Here is a 25,267-nt window from a genome sequence, read left to right as displayed (position 1 = left end):
CATGAAAAAAACACTGATTTTCTTTTTGATTACGCTTACTTTTAGCTCTTTTTCACAAACAGAAGATGCTTGGTTTTTTCTAAAGGATAAACCAAAGGCTGCTTTTTTTCTGGTAAATCCTGCTTCGATGCTTTCGCAAAGATCTTTAGATAGAAGAACTAGACAACAGATTTCTTTAGATGAGAAAGATGTTCCTGTAGATACTGACTATCTGAAGGATATAAAATCAATTCCTAATTTAATTGTCTTAGGAAAATCTAAATGGTTAAATGCGGTACATATTCAGGCAACTAAAATTGTAATTGATGATGTTTTGCAAAATTATTTTTTTATCGAAAGAGTAGAGTATGCGAATAAGAGTTTAAATTCAGCCGTAAAATCAACCAAAAAGAAAATAAAACAAAATCATAAACATAAATTTTCAGGGTCAAGCACAGCTATTATCTATGGAAATACAGAAAATCAGGTAAAAATGTTAAAAGCAGACTTTTTGCATCAAGAAGGTTTTACAGGCGATGAAATGCACATTGCAATTATTGATGCTGGCTTTCCGAATGTAAATACCTTGGCAGCTTTTCAAAAAATAAGAGATAACAACCAGATTTTAGGGGGGTATAATTTTGCTGACAGAAATACAAATTATTATGCAAGAAATAGTCACGGAACCCATGTTTTATCTACCATTGCTGGCAATATTGATTCCGAATTTGTAGGTACAGCACCCAATGCAAAATTTTATTTATTCATTTCTGAAATTGCTGAAACAGAAACGGTTTTAGAAGAAACGCTTTGGGTAGAGGCGGCAGAAAGAGCAGATAGTTTGGGCGTCGATATTATCAATACTTCTTTAGGATATACTACTTTCGACAATCCAAATCACAGTTATTCATATGCAGATATGGACGGTAAAACTACTTTTATTTCTAGAGGAGCAGAAATTGGTGCTTCAAGAGGAATGATTTTGGTAAATGCCGCAGGAAACAGCGGTAATGATTCTTGGAGATATATCGGAGCACCCGCAGATGCTCAATCTGTATTTTCTATCGGAGCAGTAAATGCTGCTCAAAAAATTGCTTCTTTTAGTTCTTTTGGTCCTACGGCAGATAGTAGAATAAAACCTGATGTTTTAGCGCAAGGACAAGGCACGGCAATTATTGATTTTTCTTCTGGAAACTCGAGTACTTCCAACGGAACCTCTTTTTCATCGCCTGTGATGGCGGGCGTAATTGCCTGTCTTTGGCAAGCTTTTCCCAATAAAACGAATTTTGAAATTATGGATTTAATTAGAGGTGCATCAAATCTATTCTTGAATCCAACGGATCAAGAAGGGTATGGAGTTCCTAATTTTGAGACGGCATATAACGCGGTTTTGTCTCTAAATAAGTTGGATGTACTGTATTTTAAAGTGTATCCAAATCCTGTAAATGATTTTTTTACAATTTTAAATCTAGAGAACGATTTAAAAGAAGTTTCAATAGAGATATTCACTGTTTTAGGAAAAAAAGTGCTTGATAAAAAGGAATTAAGTGCTCATAAAGTTGATGTTTCTAATCTGAAAAAAGGGATGTATATCTTAAAAATTCAAAAAGGAAATCAGCAAATAAGTATAAAGTTGATCAAATAATCATGACACATAAAATTACAGAATTATTCGGTATAAAATATCCAGTTATTCAAGGAGGAATGATTTGGGTTTCTGGCTATAAATTGGCATCGGCAGTTTCTAATGCAGGTGGTTTAGGTTTAATTGGTGCAGGTTCTATGTATCCAGATATTTTGCGAGAACACATTCAGAAATGTAAAAAAGCAACCGACAAACCTTTCGGCGTAAATGTGCCGATGTTGTATCCTGATATTGAAAAAATTATCGATATCATTATAGAAGAAGGCGTAAAGATTGTTTTTACATCCGCAGGTAATCCTAAAACCTGGACTTCTTTCTTAAAAGAAAAAGGTATTACAGTGGTTCATGTAGTGAGTTCTGTAAAATTTGCTCTAAAAGCAGAAGCAGCAGGTGTAGATGCTGTTGTTTGTGAAGGTTTTGAGGCTGGTGGCCATAATGGTCGCGAAGAAACTACAACATTTACTTTAATACCGATGGTAAAGGAGCAAGTTAAAATCCCTGTGATTGCTGCAGGCGGTATTGGTTCTGGCAGAGGAATGCTGGCAGCGATGGTTTTGGGAGCAGACGGCGTTCAAATAGGGAGTAGATTTGCAGCTACTCAAGAATCTTCTGCACATCAAAATTTTAAAGAAACTATTGTTGATGTAAAAGACGGTGACACTCATTTAACTTTAAAAGAATTAGCACCTGTGCGTTTGGTTAAAAATAAGTTTTATCATCAAATTCAAGAATTATATTCACAAAACCCAACAAAAGAAAAATTAAAAGAATTATTAGGAAGAGCAAGGGCTAAAAAAGGAATGTTTGAAGGAGATTTAGAGGATGGTGAGTTAGAAATTGGGCAAATTGCGGGTTTAATTCACCAAATAAAACCTGCCAAAGAGGTTTTAGAAGAGATTATAGAAGAGTTTAATACAGTTAAAGTTAGTATTCATTAGCTTAAAAGAGTTGATAAGTAAAAAAGCCCTAATTTTTAAGTAAATAATTTTAGGGGCACTCTCCTTGCATTTTAATGAAACGTTGTTCCTAAATAATTGGGCAACACCCTAATAAATGGGCAACACCCTAATTTTTAGAAGAAAAAGGGAGTGTAAAATTTTTCGATGAATCTAAAGGATTTGGATTTATTACATAAGAAGGAAACAACACAGAACATTTTGTATATGCGTCAGGATTAATTGACGCAGTTGTTGAAAACGATGAAATTAAATTCGATATGTAAAATAAAAGAAAAGGATTAAACGCAGTAAACGTAAGCGTATTATTATAGAGAGCGATCACTAGTTAATTTCTTCTTTAAAAGTCTATCAAATTTTGATAGGCTTTTTTAATGGAAAATAACTCTTTACGGTTTTTTACTAGATTTTTCAGAATTTGCCATTTCTGTTAAAGGTAGGTTTAGCTGTATTAGTTTAGATGTTTAAAAATAGAAGTGGGTGATTAAAAGTTTTTTGGATTCGTAAATTTATTTTCTTGTAAATAGATTTCATCTGTTTTTTAAAATGATATTTTGTTCTTTCTAATTAATTTTAAAACAAAAAATTAATCTTTTTTCTGTTTGACTTTAGTCAAGGTTTGATTCTAACAGCAAAGCAGCATTGTTGTTTTCATGAACAAGAATAATTTAAACTATTTATTCTTGTGTTTTGACAAGCATTTTAAAGTTTATTATCAACTTTACGGAAGATTAAACCAGCAAAATGTATGGGTGGCATTGCTGATAGGTCCTTTTTCAAAATAAAAAGTTAAAATTAAAAAAAAATATAAATTAAAACATATAATTTGTTTTAAAATTCAATTAATGTTATTATATTTGCAGCTCAATAAACGTTGTTAATAATTAAATTAGCAACACAATAATTTTTTATAATGAATAAAGGTACCGTAAAATTTTTCAATGAATCTAAAGGATTTGGATTTATCACTGAAGAAGGATCAAACAAAGAACATTTTGTGCATGTGTCAGGATTAATCGATGAAATTCGTGAGAACGATGAAGTTGAATTTGACTTACAAGATGGAAAAAAAGGATTAAACGCAGTAAACGTAAGAGTATTATAATATATATCTATTACTAGTTAATTTTTTATTTAGAAGCCTATCATTTATTTGATAGGCTTTTTTAGTGCTTACATTATTTAATTAATGAAATTTAACTTTGTTAAATGGCAAGGCTACAAATTTTAATTTAAACGAAATCTATTTTTGAATTGAAGGTATTTATGAAGCCCAGCATATCGGTTTGAATACTACACAGATTTTGCGTTGAAATATAGCGAAGATTTTTTTTTAAATCTCTTAAGAGTAGTTATCGTATTGGTGTTTCTACAAGTTGTCTATTGCTCTTAATGTTTAAAATAGTAAAAGTAGCTTACAATTGCTTGTTGGAACTTCTAAAATAAGACAATTCCGCATTTATAGCGGAATTGTCTTGTTTTACAATTTGCTTTAAACTACTAAAATTATATTTTATTCTAATGTCAAGATACTTTGAACTTGACATAATTTATTTTCTTGCTTTTTCTACCAACTCTAATTTTTCGGCAGTTGTTTTGGTTGTAAAAAAACCGTAGTTAATCGTTACACTCTTTTTATCAATCTTGTCAATAGTGCCCACAGAATTAGAATCTATAATTCTAACTTTATCATTAATGCCATACACGTATAAAGACTTTTCTTTAGCAACTTTTGCAGCTTCTATTTTTTTCTCTTTTCTAACTTCAACAACTTTTTCTAAAACCTCTTTTTCAACTTCTTTAATTACTTCTTGTATTTGCTTTTCAACAACTTTTGCTTTTTGTTTTTGTGATTTTGTTGTGGGTTCTATCGGAGTTTTCTTTAAATGCTTTACTTTTTCATCAGATACCCATTTGTTAAAATTGGTATTTAGCTCTTTCTTGTTATTTGTCTGAAAGTATTTATTTAATAATTCATTGGTTTTCCTTCCTAAAGAAAGCATTTTTTGATTTTTATCGTACAATTCTTGAAAACCAGATAATTTATCTTGAATACGTTGCTCCTTTTCTTGTAAACTATCTAAATGTTCTTGACCTTGAACTTTCTGCTTTTCTAAATTATCAGAATTTTTTTGAAGTCTATTTCTTTCTTTCTGAAGTTTCGAAATTGTTTTATCCAATCGAACTTTTTCAGTTTCTACACGTTTTTTAGCTTGGTTGATAATGCTGTACGGAATTCCGTTTTTTTGTGCTACTTCAAAAGTAAAAGAGCTTCCTGCTTGACCTACAAACAATCTGTACAAAGGTTCTAAAGTACGCTCATCAAATTGCATGTTGGCATTGGTAACATTGTCTAATTCGTTTGCCAATACCTTTAAGTTAGAGTAGTGAGTCGTAATAATTCCGAAAGATTTTTTATGATAAAACTCTTCCAAGAAAATTTCGGCTAAAGCACCTCCTAATTCAGGATCTGAACCCGTACCAAATTCATCAATTAAAAACAATGTATTTTCATCGCATTTGCGTAAAAAATAACGCATATTTTTTAAACGGTAGCTGTAAGTACTTAATTGATTTTCAATAGATTGGTTATCACCTATATCCGTTAAAATAGTATCAAAAATATGGGTTTCACTGCGTTCATCAACCGGAATTAAAATACCGCTTTGCAACATGACTTGAAGCAAACCAATCGTTTTTAAAGTGATACTTTTTCCGCCAGCATTCGGACCAGAAATAACAATTATTTGTTGTTTTTCATTCAGTTCAATAGACTGTGCAACCGTGTGTATATCTTGTTTGTTATTTTTTCTCCATAAAACAGGATGATAGGCATCCTTAAAAAAGATTCTTTTTTCTTTGGATATTTTTGGCAAAACAGCATTAATTTCTTTTGCATATTTTGCCTTTGCGCCAATAGCATCCATATGAATTAAGAACGTAATATAATCCTCTAGCAAAGAAACTAAAGGGCGTATTGTAGTTGCTAAATTTCTTAAAATTTTAACAACTTCTTGTTTTTCTTCGTACACTAAATTTTGATATTCTCTGCTATAAGCAAGCGTTGCTTGTGGTGCAATATATACGATATTTCCAGATTTTGAAGACCCTAACAAACTTCCCGTAATTTTTCTTCTGTGCATTGCAGATACGGCTAAAACACGCTGATTATCGACTACAGTTTCTTTAATGTCATCTAGATGACCAGCAGCGATTGCTTTTGACAAAGCACTTGAAAAACTCGCTCCGATTTTACCGCGAATATTATTAATATCTCTTCTAATTTGTTTTAAGGCAGAAGAAGCATTGTTTTTTACCTCGCCAGAAATATCAATTATCTTCTTAATTTCATCATCAACATAGGTAATAAATTCAATTTTTTGAGAAAGTTCAAAAAAAGCAGGAAACTGAATTTTAAATTTCTTAAAAAATTTAATTTGTTCATTTACCGTTAGTGATGTGCTGGCAATTTTTAAAAAAGCGTCTGTTTCTATGAAGCTATTTTCTATAGCTAAACGTTTTACGCTTGCTATAATATTATCAAAACCATGATTAGGAACTCTATTTTCACTTTGAAAAGAAGACAGGTATTCATCTACTAAATTAAGTTCTTTAAATAATTCTCTTTTGTTTTGAATAGGTTCAATTTCAAAAACTTTTTCTTTTCCTAAACCAGAAATACAGAACTCTGAAACGTGCTGCAAAACCGTGGAAAACTCTAAATCTTGTAATGTTTTTTCTGATATGTTTTTGTTCAAAATGCTATCTTTGTTATGACTGCAAAAATAAGGAACAATGCAAGTAAAAATAGCTGATAGTTGGAAAAATATTTTACAAAATGAATTGGATACATCCTACTTTAAAGAGTTGTCAGATTATGTAGAATTAGAATATCAGCATCATATTTGTTTTCCTAAAGAAAAGGATATTTTCGCAGCTTTTGATTTTTGTTCTTTTGATAATTTAAAAGTAGTGATTATTGGTCAAGATCCGTATCATGGAGAAAATCAGGCAAATGGTTTGTGTTTTTCTGTTGAAGACGGCATAGGTCATCCACCTTCTTTAAAAAATATCTTCAAAGAAATTTCTACAGATGTAAAGAAAGAATATCCACAAAGTGGTAATTTAGAAAAATGGGCAAAACAAGGAGTTCTGCTATTGAACGCAACCTTAACCGTAAGAGCGCATGAGGCTGCAAGCCACCAAAAACAGGGTTGGGAAACTTTTACAGATGCTATTATTAGACAAATTTCGGATAAAAAAGAACAAATTGTTTTTTTACTCTGGGGCGGTTTTGCTAGAAAAAAAGTAAAGTTGATTGATAAAAATAAACATCATATTTTAGAATCTGGGCATCCATCACCATTAAGTGCAAATAGAGGATACTGGTTTGGAAATGAACATTTTTCTAAAACTAATTTATTTTTAAAGTCCATCAATAAACCTGAAATTGACTGGTAATTAATATCGAATTTAGCTCCTTAAAAACAGCAAAGCTATAAATTATGGATTTGATACTGACATGATTTAGCCTTGTTTTCTGATGCTTACCATATGAAAAAACTACTTGTATTAATATTTGTACTAATTTCAAATATTTGTTTTAGTCAATTAAAAGCAGTTATAATTGACAGCAAAACAAAAGATAAAATACCGTATGTAAATATTTGGGTAGAAAATGAAAGTATTGGAACAACATCAAGTGAAAAAGGTGAATTTGAATTAGAAATTAAGAGCCCGAAATTTATACTTTTTTCGGCCATAGGATTTGAAACAAAAAAAATATATTCTGATTCCATAAAAAATATCCTTGAATTAAAACCGCTAACAACTGCATTAGATGAAGTCATTATTAGGTATAAAAAATTAACACAAGAACTAATAATCGGAAAATTTAAAAAATCTAAAATAAACCATTATTATGGTTGTGGATTAAAACCTTGGATTACTGCAAGATTTTTTAATTATAGCGATAATTTCGAGAAAACACCTTACCTGAAAAAAATTAGACTTTTAACAAAAAGTGATGTAAAAAACTCGAAGTTTAATATCCGACTTTATAGTGTTAGTAAAAATGGAGAACCAGAGAAATATATGTATGATAAAAACATAATCGGTGTTGCAAAAAAAGGAAAGAAAACAACTGAAATTGATCTTTCTAAATTAAATATTGAATTCCCTAAAGAAGGTTTTTTTATTGCTGTTGAGTGGCTAATAATCGAAAATAATAGATATGAATATAAATACAACATGGAAGGTTCAATAAAAAAATTGAAAGGACTATCTTATGAGCCTGCAATCGGAACAATCCTTGCTCAAACGGATGAAAATAGTTGGATATTTAATCAAGGAAAATGGAGAAAGGTTTGGCAAAACAATGGATTGGGTAAAAAATATGAGGATAAATATAATCTCATAGCTGTAGAATTAACACTCACAAATTAAAGATACTGTCCATAATATCTTGTATAATTATTATTTTTAAGTGCAACAGAAAATCTAGGTGTACTAAATAACCAAAAAAAGGGTGTTAAATAACGGAGTAAAGGGAATTTAAAAATAAAGAGAAAAGATAAATTATGTTAAATCTATCTGTTGTAATGTTGCGTGATTAGAGGTGTTATCTGCTAAACCACAAGACTGTGATGTGCTTCTGCAAGATGAAAAACAAATAATTCCTAAAACACAAACTATAATAAATACTGATTTTTTCATTCTATTTTATTTTCGATCTAAAGATACTTATTTTTTATGAAAGTACTTGAGTTTTCTCTTCTCTTCAAGAACGTTAAACTGTAGTATTTTATTTTAAATACGTACAATTAAATTTTTATTGAACTCTATACCAAGTTTGCGTGCGATACAATATAGTTAGCCAGCCTCGAACTTTTATGGTGTTTTCGTCTTCCATCCACATGGTACAAGAATATGTTTTACCATCTGCTGGATCCATAATTTTACCACCTTTATATTTTTTAGATGTTTTTTCCATATTCCAAATTATTTCTAGACCCTCTAATTTTTCATTTTTACCATGATTTTCAGGACATTCTTTACATAAAATATCTTCAAAACGCTCTTCGCCCATATTGATTAAGGTTTGCTTATCTAAAAGCTTTACTATTTTGGCATTATATTTAGATCCTTTTTTGTAGATTTCAACAAGAGATTTAGTGACCCCAGTTTCATCATCAATTGTTTTCCAAACACCAACCGTATCTTTTCCGTTTATAGAAGTTTGAGCAGATAAAGCGGTGGTTATAAAAAAACAGATTATAAGTAAGCCACTGAATGATAAAGTTTTTATTTTCATTATAAATTGAAGTTTATCTTTTAAATGTTCATGTTTTTAATAAAATCTTCAGAATTTTTCAATTCTTGAATCACATTAAACTGAATCATTTCATTTTGAATACGTGTAATTAAATTTTTGGTGATGGGTTGTCCATCATTCCATTCCGTTATTTTTAACCATTCTTGAATGTCTTCTAATTGTTGTTCGTACCTTTTTGCTAAAGTTTGGTCAATTTTATCAATTTTCTTAAAGTCTTTTGTTTCGGCATTTATGATGGCTAATACTTTTTTTACGGCATCAAAATTATTTTCTAGAACTTCATTTCTAACAGCGATTACAAAACAGGGCCAAGGTGTAGGGCAGTCATTAATTCTTCTAAAAGTGCCATGATCAACTAAAGGTTTTGTTGTAAAATGTTCCCACATAAAATAATCGGCTTCGCCAGTGGTTAAGGCATCAATGCCGCCTTGCAGGTTACCGATTACTTTAAATTTTAGTTTTTGTACATTCCAACCCTGATTGTATGCATTTACAATCGCCATTAAATGAGAGCCAGAGCCAAATCGGCTAATGGCAATGGTGGCGTGTTCTAAATCTTCAATTTTATTAAAAGATGATTTTGCTCCTACATGAATTCCCCAAATTAACGGAGTTTCTACAAACGTTTGAACAATTTTAGAAGGATTACCATCTGCAATATCTTTGATAATTCCTTCGGTTAAAACAATGGCAATATCTACAGAACCGTCTCTTAAAGCCTTACACATTTGCCCTGTTCCGCCAGGATAATCTTTCCAACGAAGGTTGATATTGTGTTCGTTATATTCTTTATTTTTCAAAGTGATGTACCACGGATAGTTAAAATGTTCTGGTACACCGCCAACTTTTAAGTCAGTCATCTACTCCACTAATTTTTTTAATGTATATGCTATTAAATCAGCTACAATTTTATTCGGATTTTCACTAAAAGTACCATTTGCTCTATTAGCGATAATAGCATTCATGGAAACTGCATTGTGGCCTAATAATTTAGACAAGCCATAAATCGCAGAAGTTTCCATTTCTAAATTTGTAATTCTTGTTCCATTAAAATTAAAGCTATCAATTTTAGTATTTAAATCTGCATCTTGTAAATTTAATCGTAAAATTCTTCCTTGCGGACCATAAAATCCTCCTGCAGTTGCTGTAATTCCTTGAATTACTTTTTCAGAAGTAATTTTAGTAGCTAATTCCTTCGAATTTGAAATTACTAAAGGATATGATTTTTTAGCACACCAATTGGTATGTTTTACAAAGGCATTTTCAATTTCTGGGTGAGAAATTTCATCAACTTGATAGGAGTGAAGCATCCCATTTAAATCTAAAGCATGAGAACTTAATAAAAAAGAATCTACAGGAATATCTTTTTGTAGCGAACCAGAAGTGCCGATTCTAACAATATTTAATTTTGTATGCTTTTCTTTAACCTCTCTAGTTTTTAGATTAATATTTACCAAAGCATCTAATTCATTTAAAACAATATCAATATTATCTGGACCAATACCTGTAGAAATTACAGAAAGTCTTTTTCCTTTATAAATACCTGTAGAAGTTTTAAATTCTCTTTTTTGCGTTGTAAACTCAACAGAGTCAAAATATTGTGTAATTTTATCTACTCGATCTTGATCACCAACAAAAATAATAGTGGTTGCAATATGTTCTGGTTTTATATTTAAATGATAAATACTTCCATCAGGATTTAGAATTAATTCAGATTGTTTTATGGACATTTAGGTTGTAATTTGTAGCAGCTTTTTAGTATCATTTTGATAAAGAAAACTGTATTTTTTTGAACCCCCAAGATATGAAATATCATTTCTTATTTGCCCATAAAAGTTAAGTTGATTTGCTAAAACTTCTTTTCCTTTTTTTGACAGCTTTACAGGATTAAATGAAGAAAAGAGGTTGCCTAAAGTGTTAATATTATTTTCATACTGCAGATCACCAAAACCATAAATATCTTCTTTTTTTGTTAAAATAGAGATTAATTGTTTTTTTGAAGTAATCTTTTGAGTATTTGCAGTTTTTAAAATGGTGTTTTCTAAAGTATTTAGTCCATTATTGATAGACGGAAAACGTTGTAAATGCGCCTCTATTGCTGTTGCCAAATATTGAAAGGGCGACATTGGGTTAAATTTATAAATCGTTTCTAAACGCAAAGGAGAATCTGAACAGTATAATTGCCAAATATAATCTGCGTATTCAATATCGTCTTGGGTAAGTTCAACTCTATTTTTAAAATGGCTATTTAGTTGCTTTTCGTTCAATTCAGGTAAACTAAACATTTTTTTAGAGTTCCCTAGTTTACCGCTGCACACTAAAGAAATATGGTATCCTTTTCGATAGCGTTTTAGCCAGCTAATTACTGCTAGCATATTTATCTGACAGAACAAATCATGCTCAAACCACAATACAATTTCTTTTTGATTTTTATTTTTACAAAGATTTCTATACTCTTTTAAAGTATAATTTATAAATTTTCGCTTACTAACCTTATAGGTAGTTTTAAAAAAATCAAATCTATTTTTCCAAAAAGCTTCGCTACCAACATCTGCTGTTGTTTTACCTTCGCAAAGCATCTCTCTCCAGGTAATAAATTCTCCCGAAAATTTTAATTTTTGAAGATAATTCGTAGTACTATCTCCATTTGTAATGTGTAAAATTGGTTCCCCCATAATCTTAATATAACGATTTCACCATTATTTTATTGTGTACTACTGATAATCAGCCACCAACACGTTTAACTTTAAACCCTTTTTCTTTTAGCATCGTCATTATTTGATTTCTAAAATCACCTTGAATAATAATTTTATCGTCTTTAAAACTTCCTCCTACAGAAAGCCTTGTTTTAATTTCCTTTGCCAACATTTTAAAGTCAGAGGTTGCGCCTGTATAGCCCTCTAAAATGGTAATAGGTTTTCCTTTCCGTTTTTCATATTTACAGAGTATAGGATCGTCTTGCAGCCAAATAGTTGATTTCTCTACCTTTGGTTCTTCTGTTTCTTTATGTTCTGGAAATAAATTTTTTAATTGGTCTTTAAAATCCATAAGATCCTTTTAATTTCCCTATTGGGGGGAAAACTCATACTTTATATTCACCCATACTTAAATGAGCATTCCTTCTTTGTTTATCTTAAACCTGTTAATTCCTTCCTTTTGGGAAGGTTAGGATGGGCGTAATCCTAATTCTTTTAAGCGCTCTTCTAAAAAATCACCAGCAGTAATAGCATCAAACTGTTTTGGGTTTTTTTCATCGATACAATTTTCTAAAACATCTAGTTTCATTTCAGAAATTGGATGTAAAAAAAACGGAATGGAGTATCGAGATGTTCCCCACATTTCTTTTGGCGGATTTACAACTCTATGAATTGTAGATTTTAATTTGTTATTACTATGTCTTGATAGCATATCGCCCACATTAATCATTAGTTCGTCTGGTTCAGCCATGGCATCTATCCAATCTCCATCGAGGTTTTGAACTTGCAAGCCTTTTCCTTGAGCACCCATTAATAAAGTAATTAAATTAATGTCTCCGTGAGCAGCAGCTCTTTCGGCTCCTTTTGGTTCTGTTTTTATAGGCGGATAATGAATAGGACGTAAAATACTATTCCCGTTTTTAATATAATGATCAAAATAAGTTTCTTCTAAACCTAAATGTAAGGCTAAAGAACGCAGCACAAACTTTGCCGTTTTCTCTAACATTTGATAAGTTTCTTTACCGACCGCATTAAATTTAGCCAATTCTGCTACCTGCACATTGTCAGGATATTCTTCTGCATATTTAGAAGCAGCTTCTACATATTGACCAAAATGCCAAAATTCTTTTAAATCGGCCTCTTTTTTTCCTTTTGCAGATTCTTTGCCAAAAGAAACATAGCCTCTTTGACCTCCAATGCCCGGAATTTCATATTTTTCTTTTATTTCAGTTGGTAAATCAAAAAAGCTCTTGATTTCTGAATATAAACTATCTACTAGTTCTTTATTTAAAAAATGACCTTTTAAGGCAACAAATCCGATGGTTTCATAAGCCTGGCCAATTTCATCTATAAATTTTTGTTTTCTGCTTTTATCGTCAGATAAAAAGTCAGCCAAATTAACGCTGGGTATTTTGTTCATTCTGGTATAAATTTTTCTAGATTGAATTTATAAAGTTACAAAAAAAAGGCTTTTGAAATTTATAAAAATTAGATTCCTATTTTTTGTTAGATTCTTCTACTAAAGAAGTACTAAAATTTTTAAACAATTACTTTTTTGTAAACGGAATTAAATAGCTTATCGTGTAATTAAAGCCAAAGCCTGTGCCGCTTTCAAAAATTCTATTAAAGCCAGGTGAGTACAATGTTTTAAAGTCTTCGGGCTCTTTTGCGCTCATTAAAATTTTATAAGAAACGCTAAAACTCACAAATAAATTATTTAAAGTCTCTACTTTAAGACCTACCATAAACTCTGACCAATGCGCATTTAAATTGGCTGTTGTTGGTGTTGTAATTGCCGTTGCAGGAAAATAAGAAGTATTTACATTTGGTGTGTAATTATTTAAAGTTTGATCAAAAAGACTAAACCCGTATCGGTAACCCGTAAAAATTTCGTTATTCATATCTAACCAATTTTCGTAAGCATTATAATTAAATCCTAAACGAATATAATTTCCTTTTGCTGTTGAATTTGTATAATCTTCAACAGATGTTTTTTCTTCATAACCGAACTCTCCTGCTATATAAAATTTATCAGAAACTCTATAATCACCCACAATTTCAAAGCCACTATAAGAATCGTTGCCGCTTGCTAGTATGGGTTTACTAATATCGATTCCTAAACGTATGCCGTAAGGAGATTTGTACACTATAGAATCTTTAGAAAGTTGTAAAGTATCTTTTTTCTGATCTTGACTAAAGGCATCAACAACCATAAAAAGCAAGAAAATACTAATGAAATATTTGCACATGAGCTTTAATTTGATTGTCTATAACTGTTACTGTATTTGGTGTAAAATCACTTATCCAAGTATTGTTAGAAATAAAATTTACATCATTAAAAAGTACTCTAAAGCCGCAAGAACGAGAAACATACTCATCTTGCGTTGTATATTGTATGGTAAACTGGTTTACCACCTTGTTTTTAGAAAAATTATAAATGGTTTCTTCTGCAAAGCGATTTAAAGGGATGACTAAAGAATCTGTACTTACGTTTTTAAAAATACTGTCTTTTCCTTCTGCCCAAACATAAAAAGAGGCTACATCTTTTAAGGTTTCTCTGTTATTTGTGTCGTAAAAACGTAAAATTAATTTAGGTGTAACTGGGTTTTGAATACAAAAATCGTCTTTTTCGCAAGCAGAAAAAATAACCATAGAAAGTAAAATAAATACAATTATTTTTTTCATAAAATTAATCTTCCTCTTCAACTTCCACAATTTTGTTAATTGCTTGTGCTAATTTAAAATCTAAATCTGTAACACCATTTGCGTCGTGGGTTGTTAGGGTAATATCTAACGTGTTGTAAACATTGGTCCATTCTGGATGATGATTTAAAGCCTCGCATTCAAAAGCAATTCTATTCATAGCAGACATACAATCTTTAAAGTTATCAAACTCAAAATCTGTGTGTAAAGCATTGTCTTCATAATCCCAATCGATAAGTGTTTCTAGTTTTTTACGTATTTCGAATTCTGTTAGTTTTTTCATGTTTAGTATTGTTTTAATCTTCAAAAATAAGGATTTTAATTTCAAATAATGTACTTATGAAATGAACTTTTTAAGATGGAAATATACCTAATGGTAGGTATTGTTTTTAATGAACATTGCAATTACTTTTATAAAAATTAATCATTAAAAAAATATCATGAAATTAAAACTACTTTACATTCTGTTCTTTTTCGGAAGTTGCGGAATATTCGCTCAAAATTCAGTACTAACTTTTGAGGCAAAAGATGAACAATCTAATCAAATAACTTTAAGTGAAGTTATTGTAGATAATTTAACTACAGGGAAATCAATAACAATAAAAGACAATTTTTCTATTGATATTAATACAGCTTTATTTGTTTTTGGATCACAAGTTACAGACACTAACAAAGGGATTCGTGCTATTTATCCAAATCCTATTTCTTTAAGTGCTACAATTGATTTTTACAGTGAAGGTAAATCTAAAAGTCATTTTATTATGTATGACATTAAATGTTCTGAAATTGTAAAATTTTCAAGAAAATTTACGGAAGGCATAAATTCTATTAAATTAACTCCGAAAGCAAAAGGGGTTTATTTTGTAAAATATATTGATAATAACAAAACCTATTTTTCTAAAATATTATCTACAAAATCAGAAGCTAATGTTGCATCTTTTGAATATGTTGGTTTATCAAACAAAACAGTAAAAAGTAAAGTTGCAGAAAAAGCAGCAAATAATTTTTTTACAGAAGGAGATGTTTTAAGATATACAGCAACTTCGGGGACTTTAAAAGCATCTATTTATGATTCTCCGAAAGAAAGTAAAACCTACACTTTTAATTTTACAGAAGAGTTTTATAAATTTGATTCTTATTTGGTAGAATCAGAATTTCCAAGTTTCGTTAATATTCTTTTTTCTGTAACAGATAAAAATAACAAAGGAGTAGATTATTTAGAAAATAATGATTTTGAAGTTTTAGAAAACGGAAATAAAATTTCTCCAAGTGAATCTTTTAGATATGTTAAAAAATTAAATCAAGTACCAAGTAAACAAACAACTGTTATTATGTTAGATAATAGTTTAAGTGTTAAAGACAATTTAGATAAAATTAAATATTCTGCCATACAATTGGTAAATGCTTTGGCAGACAATCAAGAAATTGCAATTTTTGCTTTCTCTGATAATACAGAACTATTAACAGATTTTACTTCTAATAAAAATACTTTAGAAGCTGCAATTAATTCTATTGATGTAGGTTTTCCTTCTACTAATTTATATGGTTCTATTATCACTGGTTTAAGTAAAATTGAAAATAAATATACTTTAGATAGTGTAGAGGAGGGCTATTTAGTAGTATTAACAGATGGTGACGATACACAAGCATCAAGTACGCTCGAGCAAGTAATAACAGCAAGAGGAAATAAAAAAGTTTTTGTAGTTGGTTTGGGTAGCGATTTAAATGAAGATAGTTTAAATCAAATTGCTTTTCCTGGTAATTATATTAATGCTTCTAGTGTAAATGATTTAGAAGAAAGATTTACTCAAATTAGACTAGATATTCTCCGTTTTTCAAACAGTTTTTATTTCTTAAATTATTTATCACCTAAACGAGATGGATCACATTCTTTAACCGTAAAGGCATTAGAAAATACAAATACTGAAAGTAACAAAGAAATTACAGGTAATTTTTCTGCACAAGGTTTTGTCTCTGTTTTATCTGGTGTTTATGCAAATGTAGAAGCAGGTTTAAGATATGGAGTTGATACATTGAAAGTTCATTATGTTGGCACGGGAGATTTAAGTCAAGATAAAAGAAACTTAATATTTACAGGTAAAAGTAATGGATTAGATACCATTATTGTAAAGGCTCAAACTTATTGGGCGGAGATAACTCCAAACTATAAATGGAGTATTGAACATGATTCAATTATAGAAATAGTTGAAAATAATAATTTTAACTCTATATCATTATTACCAAAATCTTTATTTGAAGCAAAAACTAAATTGATATTAAAAGATGTAGAAAACGATTATGAAAAAGAAATTTTTATAAAAACAACAACAGGTTTGCCCCAAGTAAACATTTTGAACATTTTAGAATTAACACCAACTTCAGCAAAAGTTGAATTTGAAATTACTTCTTTTGGAGATGATACTAAAACCTCTGTAAATCTAATATATAATAGTAATTATGACTATAGAACTAGAATAGATCTTGGTAGTTTTAACACATTAGGGTCGCATACTAGAACAATAAATAATTTGATAAGTAACACAGAGTATAGTATTAGTTCTTATGGAGTAAATAGTTTGGGAAGCTCTTTTAATATTCGTTTATCTGATAAAAGGTTTACAACTGATAACGGTTTGCCTTATGTAAATACAACAGGTTATAGCAATATTGTTGATGTTACGTATACTTCAGTTAGGCTTGTTGGTAATAATGTTTTACATGACGGAGGCTCAGAAGTAACTGTAAGAGGTGTTTGTTTTAGTAAGAAACAGAATCCAACCGTTAATGACAACTTCTCAGAAGATGGCAATGGAGTTGGAAAATTTAATTCCGAGATTAAAAATTTAGAAGAAAATACAACGTATTACGTAAAAGCTTATGCTAAAAATGAATTTGGTATTTCTTATGGTGGACAACAAAGTTTTAAGACTATTCAAGCAGTTTATAATGGAAATGTTTCAATAATAAAACAATCAGATATAGAAAAATATAAGACTATTAAAGAAATTACAGGTCAATTAAATATTAATGGTGGCTTAAACGATATAGAAAATTTCAATGCCCTTTCAAATCTTGAAAAGGTTGGAAATAGCTTAATAATTACAAAATGTGATTTAATAATAAATATTAACGAATTTAGTAATCTTCAAAGCGTAGGAGGACTTTTTCTAATTAGAGATATGAACTCTCTTACTAAGATAGAATTTGATAGTTTAAATGAAGTTAAGAGATTTGGTATCATGGGAAACCCAGAGTTAAAAAATTTGATTTTTAAGAAAAAAATAAGAGTTCTTGAAGATGGTTCTATTAACATACGTCAAAACCCAAAATTAAATAGAATACCCAACTTTATAGTTACAAATAATTTGATTGATTTATATTTGAGAGATAACTCTCTACTCGGTGATATAAATAATATTGAAAATTTAACGAATTTAGGTTTATTAAGTATTAGCGAAAACAATATTACTTCACTTAGTCTACCAAATCTAAAAAAAGTAAATAATTTATCTATTGAAGGAGAAAAAATAGCTTCTTTAAATTTACCTTCTCTTGAAACAATTGAAAGAGATTACGATAACCAAGATGGTGGTAATACAGGCTCTTTAAATTCTGCTATAAAAATAATTAATACCTCTTTAATAAACTTAAATTCTTTTACTAATTTAAAGAATATAAACGCTCTAAATAGATTAACCTCAAGTTTAACTATTGATATTTACAACAATAAATTATTAGAAAATTTAGAGGGCTTAGAAAACTTTACTTTTGGGAGTGCTAATAATTATAAATTAAAAATCATAAATAATGAAAAACTTTCTAATTTATGCGCATTAAAAAAAGAAATAACTGCTAGAAAAGATCACCTTAGTTTAACTATTTATAGTAATAAGTTTAATCCTGATAAACAAGATATAATTGATGGTAATTGTAGCGAATAATTAATAAAGTAAATCCACTAAAAGTCCATTAATTTAATTTTAATGGCTTTTTTTTATTTCTCAAACAAAACCACAATTTCAATATGGCTAGTATGTTGAAATTGATCTACCAAACTAATCTTTTTCAATTGATAACCCTCTGGATTTAGAATTTCTGTATCTCTCGCTTGTGTTGCTGGATTACAGGAAACATAAACCATTCTATCTGCATTTAAATCGATAATTTTAATACGTGTTAAATTATTAAATATAAACACGTATATTTGTAAAAAAAGATGAATACTAAATTAACATTAACCATTGAAAAAGAAGTAATTGAAATAGCAAAAAAGTATGCCAAAGAGAAAGGGCAAAGTCTGTCTAAAATGGTTGAAAATTATTTTAAATTAGTTACTGATAATAGAGACAAAGTGAGTGAAGAAGAACTTTCTTATAAAGTAAAAAAATTAAGAGGAATTATAAAGACCGAGACCGATTTTGATTACAAAAAAGTTTTAACTGAAGAATTATCTAAAAAATATGGTATATAAATTATTTATAGATTCAGATGTTGTTATCGACTTTTTTACGGATAGAGAACCCCACGTAAATCCTGCTAGTGAACTTTTTGAATTGAATGAAAAAGGAAATGTTGTCCTATATATATCAGCAGTTAGTATTAATAATATTTATTACATTGTTAGAAGATATCTAGGACATACTAAAACACTTGAAGTTTTAGAAACTTTAGCAGAAATGACTGAAATTACAGGAACTACAAAAAAAGAAATAGTACAAGCGTTAAAAAATAATTTTAAAGATTTTGAAGATTCTATTCAGTATTCATCAGCATTAACAATTAAAGATTTAGATGCTATAATTACAAGAAATATTAAAGATTATAAAAATTCAAAAATTGCAGTAATGACACCTCTTAACTTTTTGAAAATGAAAGGTAAAAGTGAAATTTAATGAACTTCATTTTATATTTTGAATGAGTTCTCGATACAATTTTGATGAAAAATCGAAATTACTCGAACTGACATTTGGCAAATAACAACTAACCTTTCTCAAACAAAACTACTGTCTCAATATGCGATGTGTGTGGAAACTGATCTACTAAACTTATTTTTTTAATTAGATAACCAGCTTCTCTTAACAATTCTGTATCTCTTGCTTGCGTTGCCGGGTTGCAAGAAACGTACACCATTCTGTCTGCATTTAAAGCGATAATTTTTTGCAGTGTTTTAGGCGCAATACCTGCTCTAGCAGGATCTAAAATAATTGTTTTTATTTTGTCTTTATATTCTGGGTGTGCCGTTAAGAACTTACCAACATCGGTAGCATAAAATTCTAACCCTTCAATCTTATTTCTTTTGGCATTTTTTTTAGCATCGTTAATGGCAGAAGCCACAATATCTACCCCAACAATTTTTGCGTTATCACTTTTTGAAGCAACAATTTGACCGATAGTTCCTGTACCGCAGAACAAATCCATTACCACTGTATTGTCAACCTTTGTTTTATCTTCTAAAACATATTCGACCACTTTGTTGTATAGTTTTTCTGCACATTTAGGATTGGTTTGAAAAAAGCTTTTCATGCTGATTTCAAAATTTAAACCTAACAATTCTTCAACAATTTTATCTTTACCATAAACAAGTTCTAAACTACCAGACGTTGCAATAGTTCTATCGCCAGTTTCATCGTTAATAGTGTGCAACAAACCTGCCAAACGCACTCCGAAAATATCTTTTAGAAAAGAAGCAAATTTCTGTAAATCAAATTTATCTAAATCACCTGAAGTGGTAACCAAATTACATAACAATTCGTCTGTTTTAAAAGACTTACGCACTACAAAATACCGAAAGAAACCTGTTTTTTGTGGTCCGTGCCAAGGTTCTAAACCTGTTTCTTGGCAATATTTTCTAATATTTATCAAATTATCTTCCATTTGCTTATCAAACAAACCAGAATCTTTGTCTAGGTTATCTCCCATCCACCAAACGCCACGTCTTTTAAAGCCAAGCGTAAACTCATCTTTATCTCTTTTTGTAACTCTGTCATAACCAATAGCAGAAAAACCATATTCCATTTTATTTCTGTAATGAAATACGTTAGGCGATGTTATAAATTCATCAAATAAATCTTCGATATTTTCAACTTTACCAATTCTTTTAAATAGAGATAAAGTGCTTTCTTTTTTATATTGATGTTGTAAATGTATGGGCAATTGAATATAAGGTGCACCAGGAATATCTTGAAAAGGCACTTCAACTTCATCTTTAGAAGGCTCTAAAACATCGATCAATTTAGCTTCGGCGTAGTTTTTACTTGTTTTGTTTATCTGCGCTTTTACCAATTGACCGGGTAATGTATTCGGAACAAAAATAACGAAACTACCTTCTTCAGATTTTATTCTTGCAATTCCTTTTCCTCCAAAAGCATAATCCTCAATTTTTAACTCTAAAACTTGATTTTTTTTCACAAATTTATTTCGTTCTCTACGTGGCATTGTCTGTTATTTATATGCTGGTAAAATTAAGGAAAATATGGCGGTAAGAAACAAAAAAGGCTACTCATTTGAGTAGCCTCTTTTGTGAAAGAAATATTTTATTTAAATACCGTAAGATTAAACCTAGTTTAAATGCATCTATGGTTTTGATTAAACGAATTTCAAAGATTTCTTAAGATTCATCTTAAAATGAAAAATGCATCCTTTTTTCATCTAATTTAAGCCTGTTAGAACAAGTTTTAGTTCTTGGTTCATGTAGCAAGAAGTTAATTTAGTTCTTTTATCAAACAAAAATGATTTGTTTTATTGTTTTACTTCTTTTTCTGCTTCTTTTACCATTTCTTCATTGGCTACAATAGCAAATTCTACACGTCTGTTTTTACTTCTTCCTTCTGCTGTTTCATTAGAAGCAATAGGGTCATTAATCCCTAAACCTTTTGTTTCAAATCTAGCATTATCAACTCCGTTTGCAGCTAAATAATCTCTTACTGAATTTGCTCTTTTTGCTGAAAGTGTTTGGTTGTATTCAACCCTACCTGTGCTATCTGTATATCCGTAGATTACAATATTGGTATTTTCATAGGTGTTAAAAACAGGAACCAGCTTTTTTAAGTTGGTTTTTGATGTTTCTGATAAGGTTGCTTTATTCGTATCAAATCTAATGGCATCTTCACCTAACGTTAACATAATACCTTCACCAACGCGCTCTACTTCTGCTCCTGGTAAAGCCTCTTTAATTTCTCGAGCTTGCTTGTCCATTTTGTTACCAATAACACCACCAGTAACACCACCAATAACACCACCTAATATGGCACCTAATTCAGAATTTTTTTTGTTTCCTGTATTATTTCCAATAATACCGCCTATAATTGCGCCAGCGGTTGTGCCAATTGCAGCACCTTTTTGAGTATTATTTGCATTCTGAATTGCCTTACAAGAGGTAAGTGTGCTTACTGATAAAAATAAAGCAGCTAAACTATATATAATTGTTTTTTTCATTGTGTATTTTTTTTTGGTTATTTTCTTTGAAATGAATAAGTAATATCTTTGGTACTGCCTGCAACATTAATAGTATCTACTAAATCGAAACTAGTTGCCGTTTCATTTTGAACCGCTAAAACAAAACCATTGTTTACATTTTTAGCTTTGTAATCGTTTATTATTTTTAAAATAAAATTACCGTCTTTGTTGATGTACCAAGTAATGGGCGAACTAAATTCTTTACAGCTATTGCTCATGCTATTCAGTTTTATTTCACCTTGATTGTTGTTAGAGACAAAGCTCCAATCACTGCCAATAAAGCATTTAGAATCTTCTAAATTAAAAGAATTTACTTTTAAATAGTCAGAGCCAGCAAAGTTTACAGCAGTAAGTGTCCAGTTTCCTTTGAGCATTCGCTCGGTTTTATTGTCTAATTTAGTATTAACAATCGCTTTAGATTTACACCCAACGATTAAAGTAAAAAAAAGGAGAACACATAAAGTTCTTTTCATAATGAAGTTATTTAATTTTAGAGATTTAAGATACTAATTTTTTGATTAATTATAAAATAAAGACACATTATTTTATAAAAAGTCACTTATTTTGTTTGAGATACTTTTTTAGAATTAATTTCCAGTAATACAGCTCTTTAACGATGTGTAAACTACCAAGAACAGCGCTTTACTTTCAGTTTTACATTCATTTAATCAATTTTAATTTTTAGTTAGGCTTAATTGGAGTCTTACTTCTTCTAATTTTGAATTATCATGTCAAATACTATTTTTTAATTGATAAAAAAGTAGAACAGCGTTTCTATTTGGGTTAAAAGTTTAGAAATATTTTTTAGATGCTTAATTTAACCGCTTTCCGTTTATCTTTAAAAGTGTGATAAAAACAACTATTTTAAAAATGCACTAAATTTGTTTTACTAATAATTGTTTTTAGCTTCGCGATTTGCGTTAGCGATTGAACGGCCTGTTTGAGCTCTTTTTTAGTTGAATACGTTTAGGTTGCGCTTTTTTGCGCTTTAAGACAAGATTTATCAACGAAAAAAAGCGAGTAGTGAAAGCGCGCCTTTATGCTGAATGCTTTCAGTATAAAGGAACGCCATAATTATTTTATTTCATGTTATTATTTTAGTACTTTTGTGTAACTTCGGGGATGATTTCTTTCCTACGCTGAATTTTCGAAACTTTCGAAAGGATAAAGGTAGAACAGGAATGGTTATTTCATTATAAACATTTAAAACGAAAAAAAATGACTGTTTTAGACAAACTTACTTCGAAAGAAGCTATTGCATTAGAAGATAAACACGGTGCACACAACTACCACCCACTTCCTGTGGTGTTGAGTAGAGGAGAAGGCGTGCATGTTTGGGATGCAGAAGGAAAACAATATTATGATTTTTTATCGGCGTATTCTGCTGTAAATCAAGGACATTGCCATCCTAAAATTGTAGATGCTATGACGCATCAAGCAAAAACATTAAGCTTAACTTCAAGAGCATTTCATAACGATATGCTGGGTAAATACGAGAAATTTGCAACTGAACTTTTTGGTTTCGATAAGTTATTACCAATGAATACGGGTGCAGAAGCTGTAGAGACGGCTTTAAAAATTGCAAGAAAATGGGCTTATGAGGTTAAAGGGATTCCTGAAAATAAAGCAGACATAATTGTTTGTGAAAATAACTTTCACGGAAGAACAACCACTATTATCTCGTTTTCTAATGATGCTGTTGCTAGAAAAAACTTTGGTCCGTATACAAAAGGATTTATTAAAATAGAATATGATAACCTGCAAGCATTGCAAGAAACATTAGAAAGTAGCAATAATATTGCTGCATTCTTGGTAGAACCTATTCAGGGTGAAGCGGGTGTTTTTGTACCTTCTGAAGGATATTTAGCTGCGGCTAAAAAAATGTGTGCAGATCATAACGTATTGTTTATTGCAGATGAAGTACAAACCGGAATTGCAAGAACAGGTCGTCTATTAGCAACTTGTGGAAACTGTACGTGTCCAGAAAAAAATTGTTCTGGTACGCCAGAAGTAAAAGCAGATATTTTAATTTTAGGAAAAGCTTTAAGTGGGGGCGCATATCCTGTTTCTGCAGTTTTAGCCAATGACGCTATCATGAATGTAATTGGCCCTGGAAATCATGGTTCTACATTTGGCGGAAATCCTATTGCGGCGGCGGTTGCCATTGCTGCTTTAGAGGTTGTTGCAGATGAAAAATTAGCAATTAATGCTGATAAATTAGGTGTTATCTTTAGAGAGGAATTATCGGAATTTTGTAAAAACAATCATTTAGTTGAGTCGGTTAGAGGTAAAGGTTTATTAAATGCTATTTTAATTAACGATTCTGAAGACAGTTCTACGGCTTGGGATATTTGTATGAAGTTACGCGACAATGGTTTACTAGCGAAGCCTACTCATGGTAACATTATTCGTTTTGCACCACCTTTGGTAATGACCGAAGAGCAATTAAGAGAGTGTATTGCTATTATTACCAATACAATTACTGAATTTAGTAAATAACGTTATTTTACTTAAAAATGATGTAGCCACAAACTTGCTTGTTATTAGTAAGTTTGTGGCTTTTTTTTTATTATTTTTGAAGTTAAAAATTGTACACAATTATGGGAAATCCGATAACACAATTAGAGCAGATTACTTTAAACACAAAATCAAAAAGCTTTTTAAAAGAAATTTCTAGATGGACTTTTTTCTTTGCTATTTTAGGTTTTATTAGTATTGCTTTTTTATTGATCGGGGCCATTTTAATCGGAACACTTTATGCGCCAATGATAAATATGTTTGCGGGTCAACAAGGTTTACCTTCTATAGGTTTATCATTAGCAATTATTTATTTTATGTCGGCACTTCTTTATGTTTTTCCAGTTTGGTATTTATTTAAATTTTCTAGAAAAATGAAACTGGCGTTGGCAACAAAAAATGATGAAACTTTAACAGAGGCTTTTGAAATGCTAAAATCTCACTTTAAATTTATAGGGGTTTTGACTATTATTTTAATTTCTTTATACCTTCTATTAATTGTTTTTTCTTTGGTTGCCGGTTCTTTGATTTAGAGTGAATAATTGTATGAAATTATAAAAAAAATAAGCTGTCTATTGTTAGCTACCTGGCAAGTATTACGCATATAAAAGTTTTAAATAGTTTGTTTTTGTATCAGAATAGACAGCAAGGAAACTATAGAAATTGTACACTCTGAACATTCATGAGATTTTTGGGGAATTACTAATTGCGTGGACTTTAATTTTTTGAATGAGTCAAATGGATGTGTATACTAGTAGGTAAGTTTTTTTTGTTTAAAAATCATTAGTGTCCGATTAAAAATAGTAATAGTTCATAAAGTACTTTAAAATGGCTCTTCGCTAAAAACAATGGATTTGTTAAAAATGATTACATTTCAGGATGGAATTAAACGGTTTATCAGACTTATTAGGAATTAGTAACCCCTGGGTTTTAATGGATATTAAGACTCAACCCAAGAATAAAGTTATAGATGTATTTATCG

The 25,267-nt window shown here is 30.1% G+C and carries 24 protein-coding genes and 2 pseudogenes; 11 read left to right on the top strand and 15 right to left on the bottom strand.

Features of this window, described 5'->3' with window-relative positions; all coding sequences use genetic code 11:
- Position 1: 1 nt before the first annotated feature.
- From ES044_RS09695 to ES044_RS09680, 4 genes and pseudogenes are all read left to right on the top strand, one after another.
- Complete coding sequence (locus ES044_RS09695; RefSeq protein ID WP_147187078.1) at positions 2-1,624, top strand: S8 family serine peptidase; 1,623 nt, start codon at positions 2-4, stop codon at positions 1,622-1,624.
- Between the two features lie 2 nt (positions 1,625-1,626).
- Entirely contained in the window at positions 1,627-2,562 is a 936-nt protein-coding gene (locus ES044_RS09690; protein ID WP_147187075.1) for an NAD(P)H-dependent flavin oxidoreductase, read from the top strand.
- A gap of 143 nt (positions 2,563-2,705) precedes the next feature.
- Positions 2,706-2,846, top strand: a pseudogene (locus tag ES044_RS09685) (cold-shock protein); the annotation flags it as partial.
- Positions 2,847-3,493: 647 nt separating this feature from the next.
- Entirely contained in the window at positions 3,494-3,685 is a 192-nt protein-coding gene (locus ES044_RS09680; RefSeq protein ID WP_018943662.1) for a cold-shock protein, read from the top strand.
- Between the two features lie 445 nt (positions 3,686-4,130).
- Here the strand turns inward: ES044_RS09680 and ES044_RS09675 are convergent, their stop codons facing one another.
- A complete protein-coding gene (locus tag ES044_RS09675; protein WP_147119400.1) occupies positions 4,131-6,338 on the bottom strand; it encodes an endonuclease MutS2 in 2,208 nt (735 codons plus the stop codon).
- 37 nt (positions 6,339-6,375) lie between these two features.
- Here ES044_RS09675 and ES044_RS09670 point away from each other — a divergent pair, with 37 nt between their 5' ends.
- Together ES044_RS09670 and ES044_RS09665 are read left to right on the top strand one after the other, a co-directional pair.
- Positions 6,376-7,041 carry a uracil-DNA glycosylase gene (locus tag ES044_RS09670; RefSeq protein ID WP_147187072.1) on the top strand — a complete coding sequence of 222 codons (666 nt, stop codon included), beginning with the start codon at positions 6,376-6,378 and terminating at the stop codon, positions 7,039-7,041.
- A gap of 93 nt (positions 7,042-7,134) precedes the next feature.
- Positions 7,135-8,025: a carboxypeptidase-like regulatory domain-containing protein gene (locus ES044_RS09665; RefSeq protein WP_147187070.1), complete on the top strand. Its 891-nt coding sequence runs from the start codon at positions 7,135-7,137 to the stop codon at positions 8,023-8,025.
- Between the two features lie 132 nt (positions 8,026-8,157).
- Here the strand turns inward: ES044_RS09665 and ES044_RS18535 are convergent, their stop codons facing one another.
- From ES044_RS18535 to ES044_RS09620, 10 genes are all read right to left on the bottom strand, one after another.
- Positions 8,158-8,295: a hypothetical protein gene (locus ES044_RS18535; protein WP_189663274.1), complete on the bottom strand. Its 138-nt coding sequence runs from the start codon at positions 8,293-8,295 to the stop codon at positions 8,158-8,160.
- A 115-nt stretch (positions 8,296-8,410) separates the two neighbouring features.
- Complete coding sequence (locus ES044_RS09660; protein ID WP_147119403.1) at positions 8,411-8,893, bottom strand: DUF2147 domain-containing protein; 483 nt, start codon at positions 8,891-8,893, stop codon at positions 8,411-8,413.
- 20 nt (positions 8,894-8,913) lie between these two features.
- Positions 8,914-9,774, bottom strand: coding sequence for a substrate-binding domain-containing protein (locus ES044_RS09655; RefSeq protein WP_147187068.1), 861 nt, complete (start codon positions 9,772-9,774; stop codon positions 8,914-8,916).
- Entirely contained in the window at positions 9,775-10,644 is an 870-nt protein-coding gene (locus ES044_RS09650) for a nucleoside phosphorylase (protein ID WP_147187065.1), read from the bottom strand.
- Positions 10,645-11,589, bottom strand: a complete 945-nt coding sequence (locus tag ES044_RS09645) for a DUF1835 domain-containing protein (RefSeq protein WP_147119406.1) — start codon at positions 11,587-11,589, stop codon at positions 10,645-10,647.
- 49 nt (positions 11,590-11,638) lie between these two features.
- Positions 11,639-11,962 (bottom strand): translation initiation factor, encoded by a 324-nt coding sequence (locus ES044_RS09640; protein ID WP_147119407.1) that lies wholly within the window; start codon positions 11,960-11,962, stop codon positions 11,639-11,641.
- 117 nt (positions 11,963-12,079) lie between these two features.
- Positions 12,080-13,030, bottom strand: coding sequence for an isopenicillin N synthase family dioxygenase (locus ES044_RS09635; protein WP_147119408.1), 951 nt, complete (start codon positions 13,028-13,030; stop codon positions 12,080-12,082).
- 127 nt (positions 13,031-13,157) lie between these two features.
- Positions 13,158-13,859 carry a DUF6048 family protein gene (locus ES044_RS09630; protein WP_147119409.1) on the bottom strand — a complete coding sequence of 234 codons (702 nt, stop codon included), beginning with the start codon at positions 13,857-13,859 and terminating at the stop codon, positions 13,158-13,160.
- Positions 13,840-14,295, bottom strand: a complete 456-nt coding sequence (locus ES044_RS09625; protein ID WP_147119410.1) for a DUF6452 family protein — start codon at positions 14,293-14,295, stop codon at positions 13,840-13,842. The genes ES044_RS09630 and ES044_RS09625 overlap by 20 nt, the downstream gene beginning before the upstream one ends.
- Positions 14,296-14,299: 4 nt before the next feature.
- Positions 14,300-14,596, bottom strand: a complete 297-nt coding sequence (locus tag ES044_RS09620; protein ID WP_147119411.1) for a 4a-hydroxytetrahydrobiopterin dehydratase — start codon at positions 14,594-14,596, stop codon at positions 14,300-14,302.
- Between the two features lie 157 nt (positions 14,597-14,753).
- Between ES044_RS09620 and ES044_RS09615 the strand changes: the two genes are divergently transcribed.
- On the top strand, positions 14,754-18,254 hold the full coding sequence (locus ES044_RS09615; protein WP_147187063.1) for a VWA domain-containing protein: 3,501 nt from the start codon (positions 14,754-14,756) through the stop codon (positions 18,252-18,254).
- A 53-nt stretch (positions 18,255-18,307) separates the two neighbouring features.
- Here the strand turns inward: ES044_RS09615 and ES044_RS09610 are convergent.
- Positions 18,308-18,481: pseudogene (locus ES044_RS09610) on the bottom strand (23S rRNA (uracil(1939)-C(5))-methyltransferase RlmD); the annotation flags it as partial.
- A 48-nt stretch (positions 18,482-18,529) separates the two neighbouring features.
- Between ES044_RS09610 and ES044_RS09605 the strand changes: the two are divergent.
- Both ES044_RS09605 and ES044_RS09600 read left to right on the top strand, forming a co-directional pair.
- Complete coding sequence (locus ES044_RS09605) at positions 18,530-18,784, top strand: DUF6364 family protein (protein WP_147120596.1); 255 nt, start codon at positions 18,530-18,532, stop codon at positions 18,782-18,784.
- The gene (locus ES044_RS09600) at positions 18,774-19,205 is read left to right on the top strand and encodes a type II toxin-antitoxin system VapC family toxin (protein WP_147120595.1); all 432 of its coding nucleotides are present in this window, start codon (positions 18,774-18,776) and stop codon (positions 19,203-19,205) included. The genes ES044_RS09605 and ES044_RS09600 overlap by 11 nt, the downstream gene beginning before the upstream one ends.
- Before the next feature lie 88 nt (positions 19,206-19,293).
- Here the strand turns inward: ES044_RS09600 and rlmD are convergent, their stop codons facing one another.
- The 3 genes from rlmD to ES044_RS09585 form a co-directional block, all read right to left on the bottom strand.
- On the bottom strand, positions 19,294-20,748 hold the full coding sequence (gene rlmD / locus ES044_RS09595; protein ID WP_147120594.1) for a 23S rRNA (uracil(1939)-C(5))-methyltransferase RlmD: 1,455 nt from the start codon (positions 20,746-20,748) through the stop codon (positions 19,294-19,296).
- A gap of 303 nt (positions 20,749-21,051) precedes the next feature.
- Positions 21,052-21,747 (bottom strand): OmpA family protein, encoded by a 696-nt coding sequence (locus tag ES044_RS09590; protein WP_147120593.1) that lies wholly within the window; start codon positions 21,745-21,747, stop codon positions 21,052-21,054.
- A 17-nt stretch (positions 21,748-21,764) separates the two neighbouring features.
- Complete coding sequence (locus ES044_RS09585) at positions 21,765-22,241, bottom strand: lipocalin family protein (RefSeq protein ID WP_147120592.1); 477 nt, start codon at positions 22,239-22,241, stop codon at positions 21,765-21,767.
- A gap of 745 nt (positions 22,242-22,986) precedes the next feature.
- Here ES044_RS09585 and rocD point away from each other — a divergent pair.
- Both rocD and ES044_RS09575 read left to right on the top strand, forming a co-directional pair.
- Positions 22,987-24,267: an ornithine--oxo-acid transaminase gene (gene rocD, locus ES044_RS09580; protein ID WP_147120591.1), complete on the top strand. Its 1,281-nt coding sequence runs from the start codon at positions 22,987-22,989 to the stop codon at positions 24,265-24,267.
- 101 nt (positions 24,268-24,368) lie between these two features.
- The gene (locus ES044_RS09575; protein ID WP_147120590.1) at positions 24,369-24,818 is read left to right on the top strand and encodes a DUF5362 family protein; all 450 of its coding nucleotides are present in this window, start codon (positions 24,369-24,371) and stop codon (positions 24,816-24,818) included.
- Positions 24,819-25,267 lie beyond the last annotated feature (449 nt).

It is taken from the genome of Polaribacter sp. IC066, assembly GCF_007997085.1.
Classification (GTDB): domain Bacteria; phylum Bacteroidota; class Bacteroidia; order Flavobacteriales; family Flavobacteriaceae; genus Polaribacter.
Note: the sequence above shows the minus strand (reverse complement) of the source record. Positions and strands in the feature narration are given on the sequence as shown.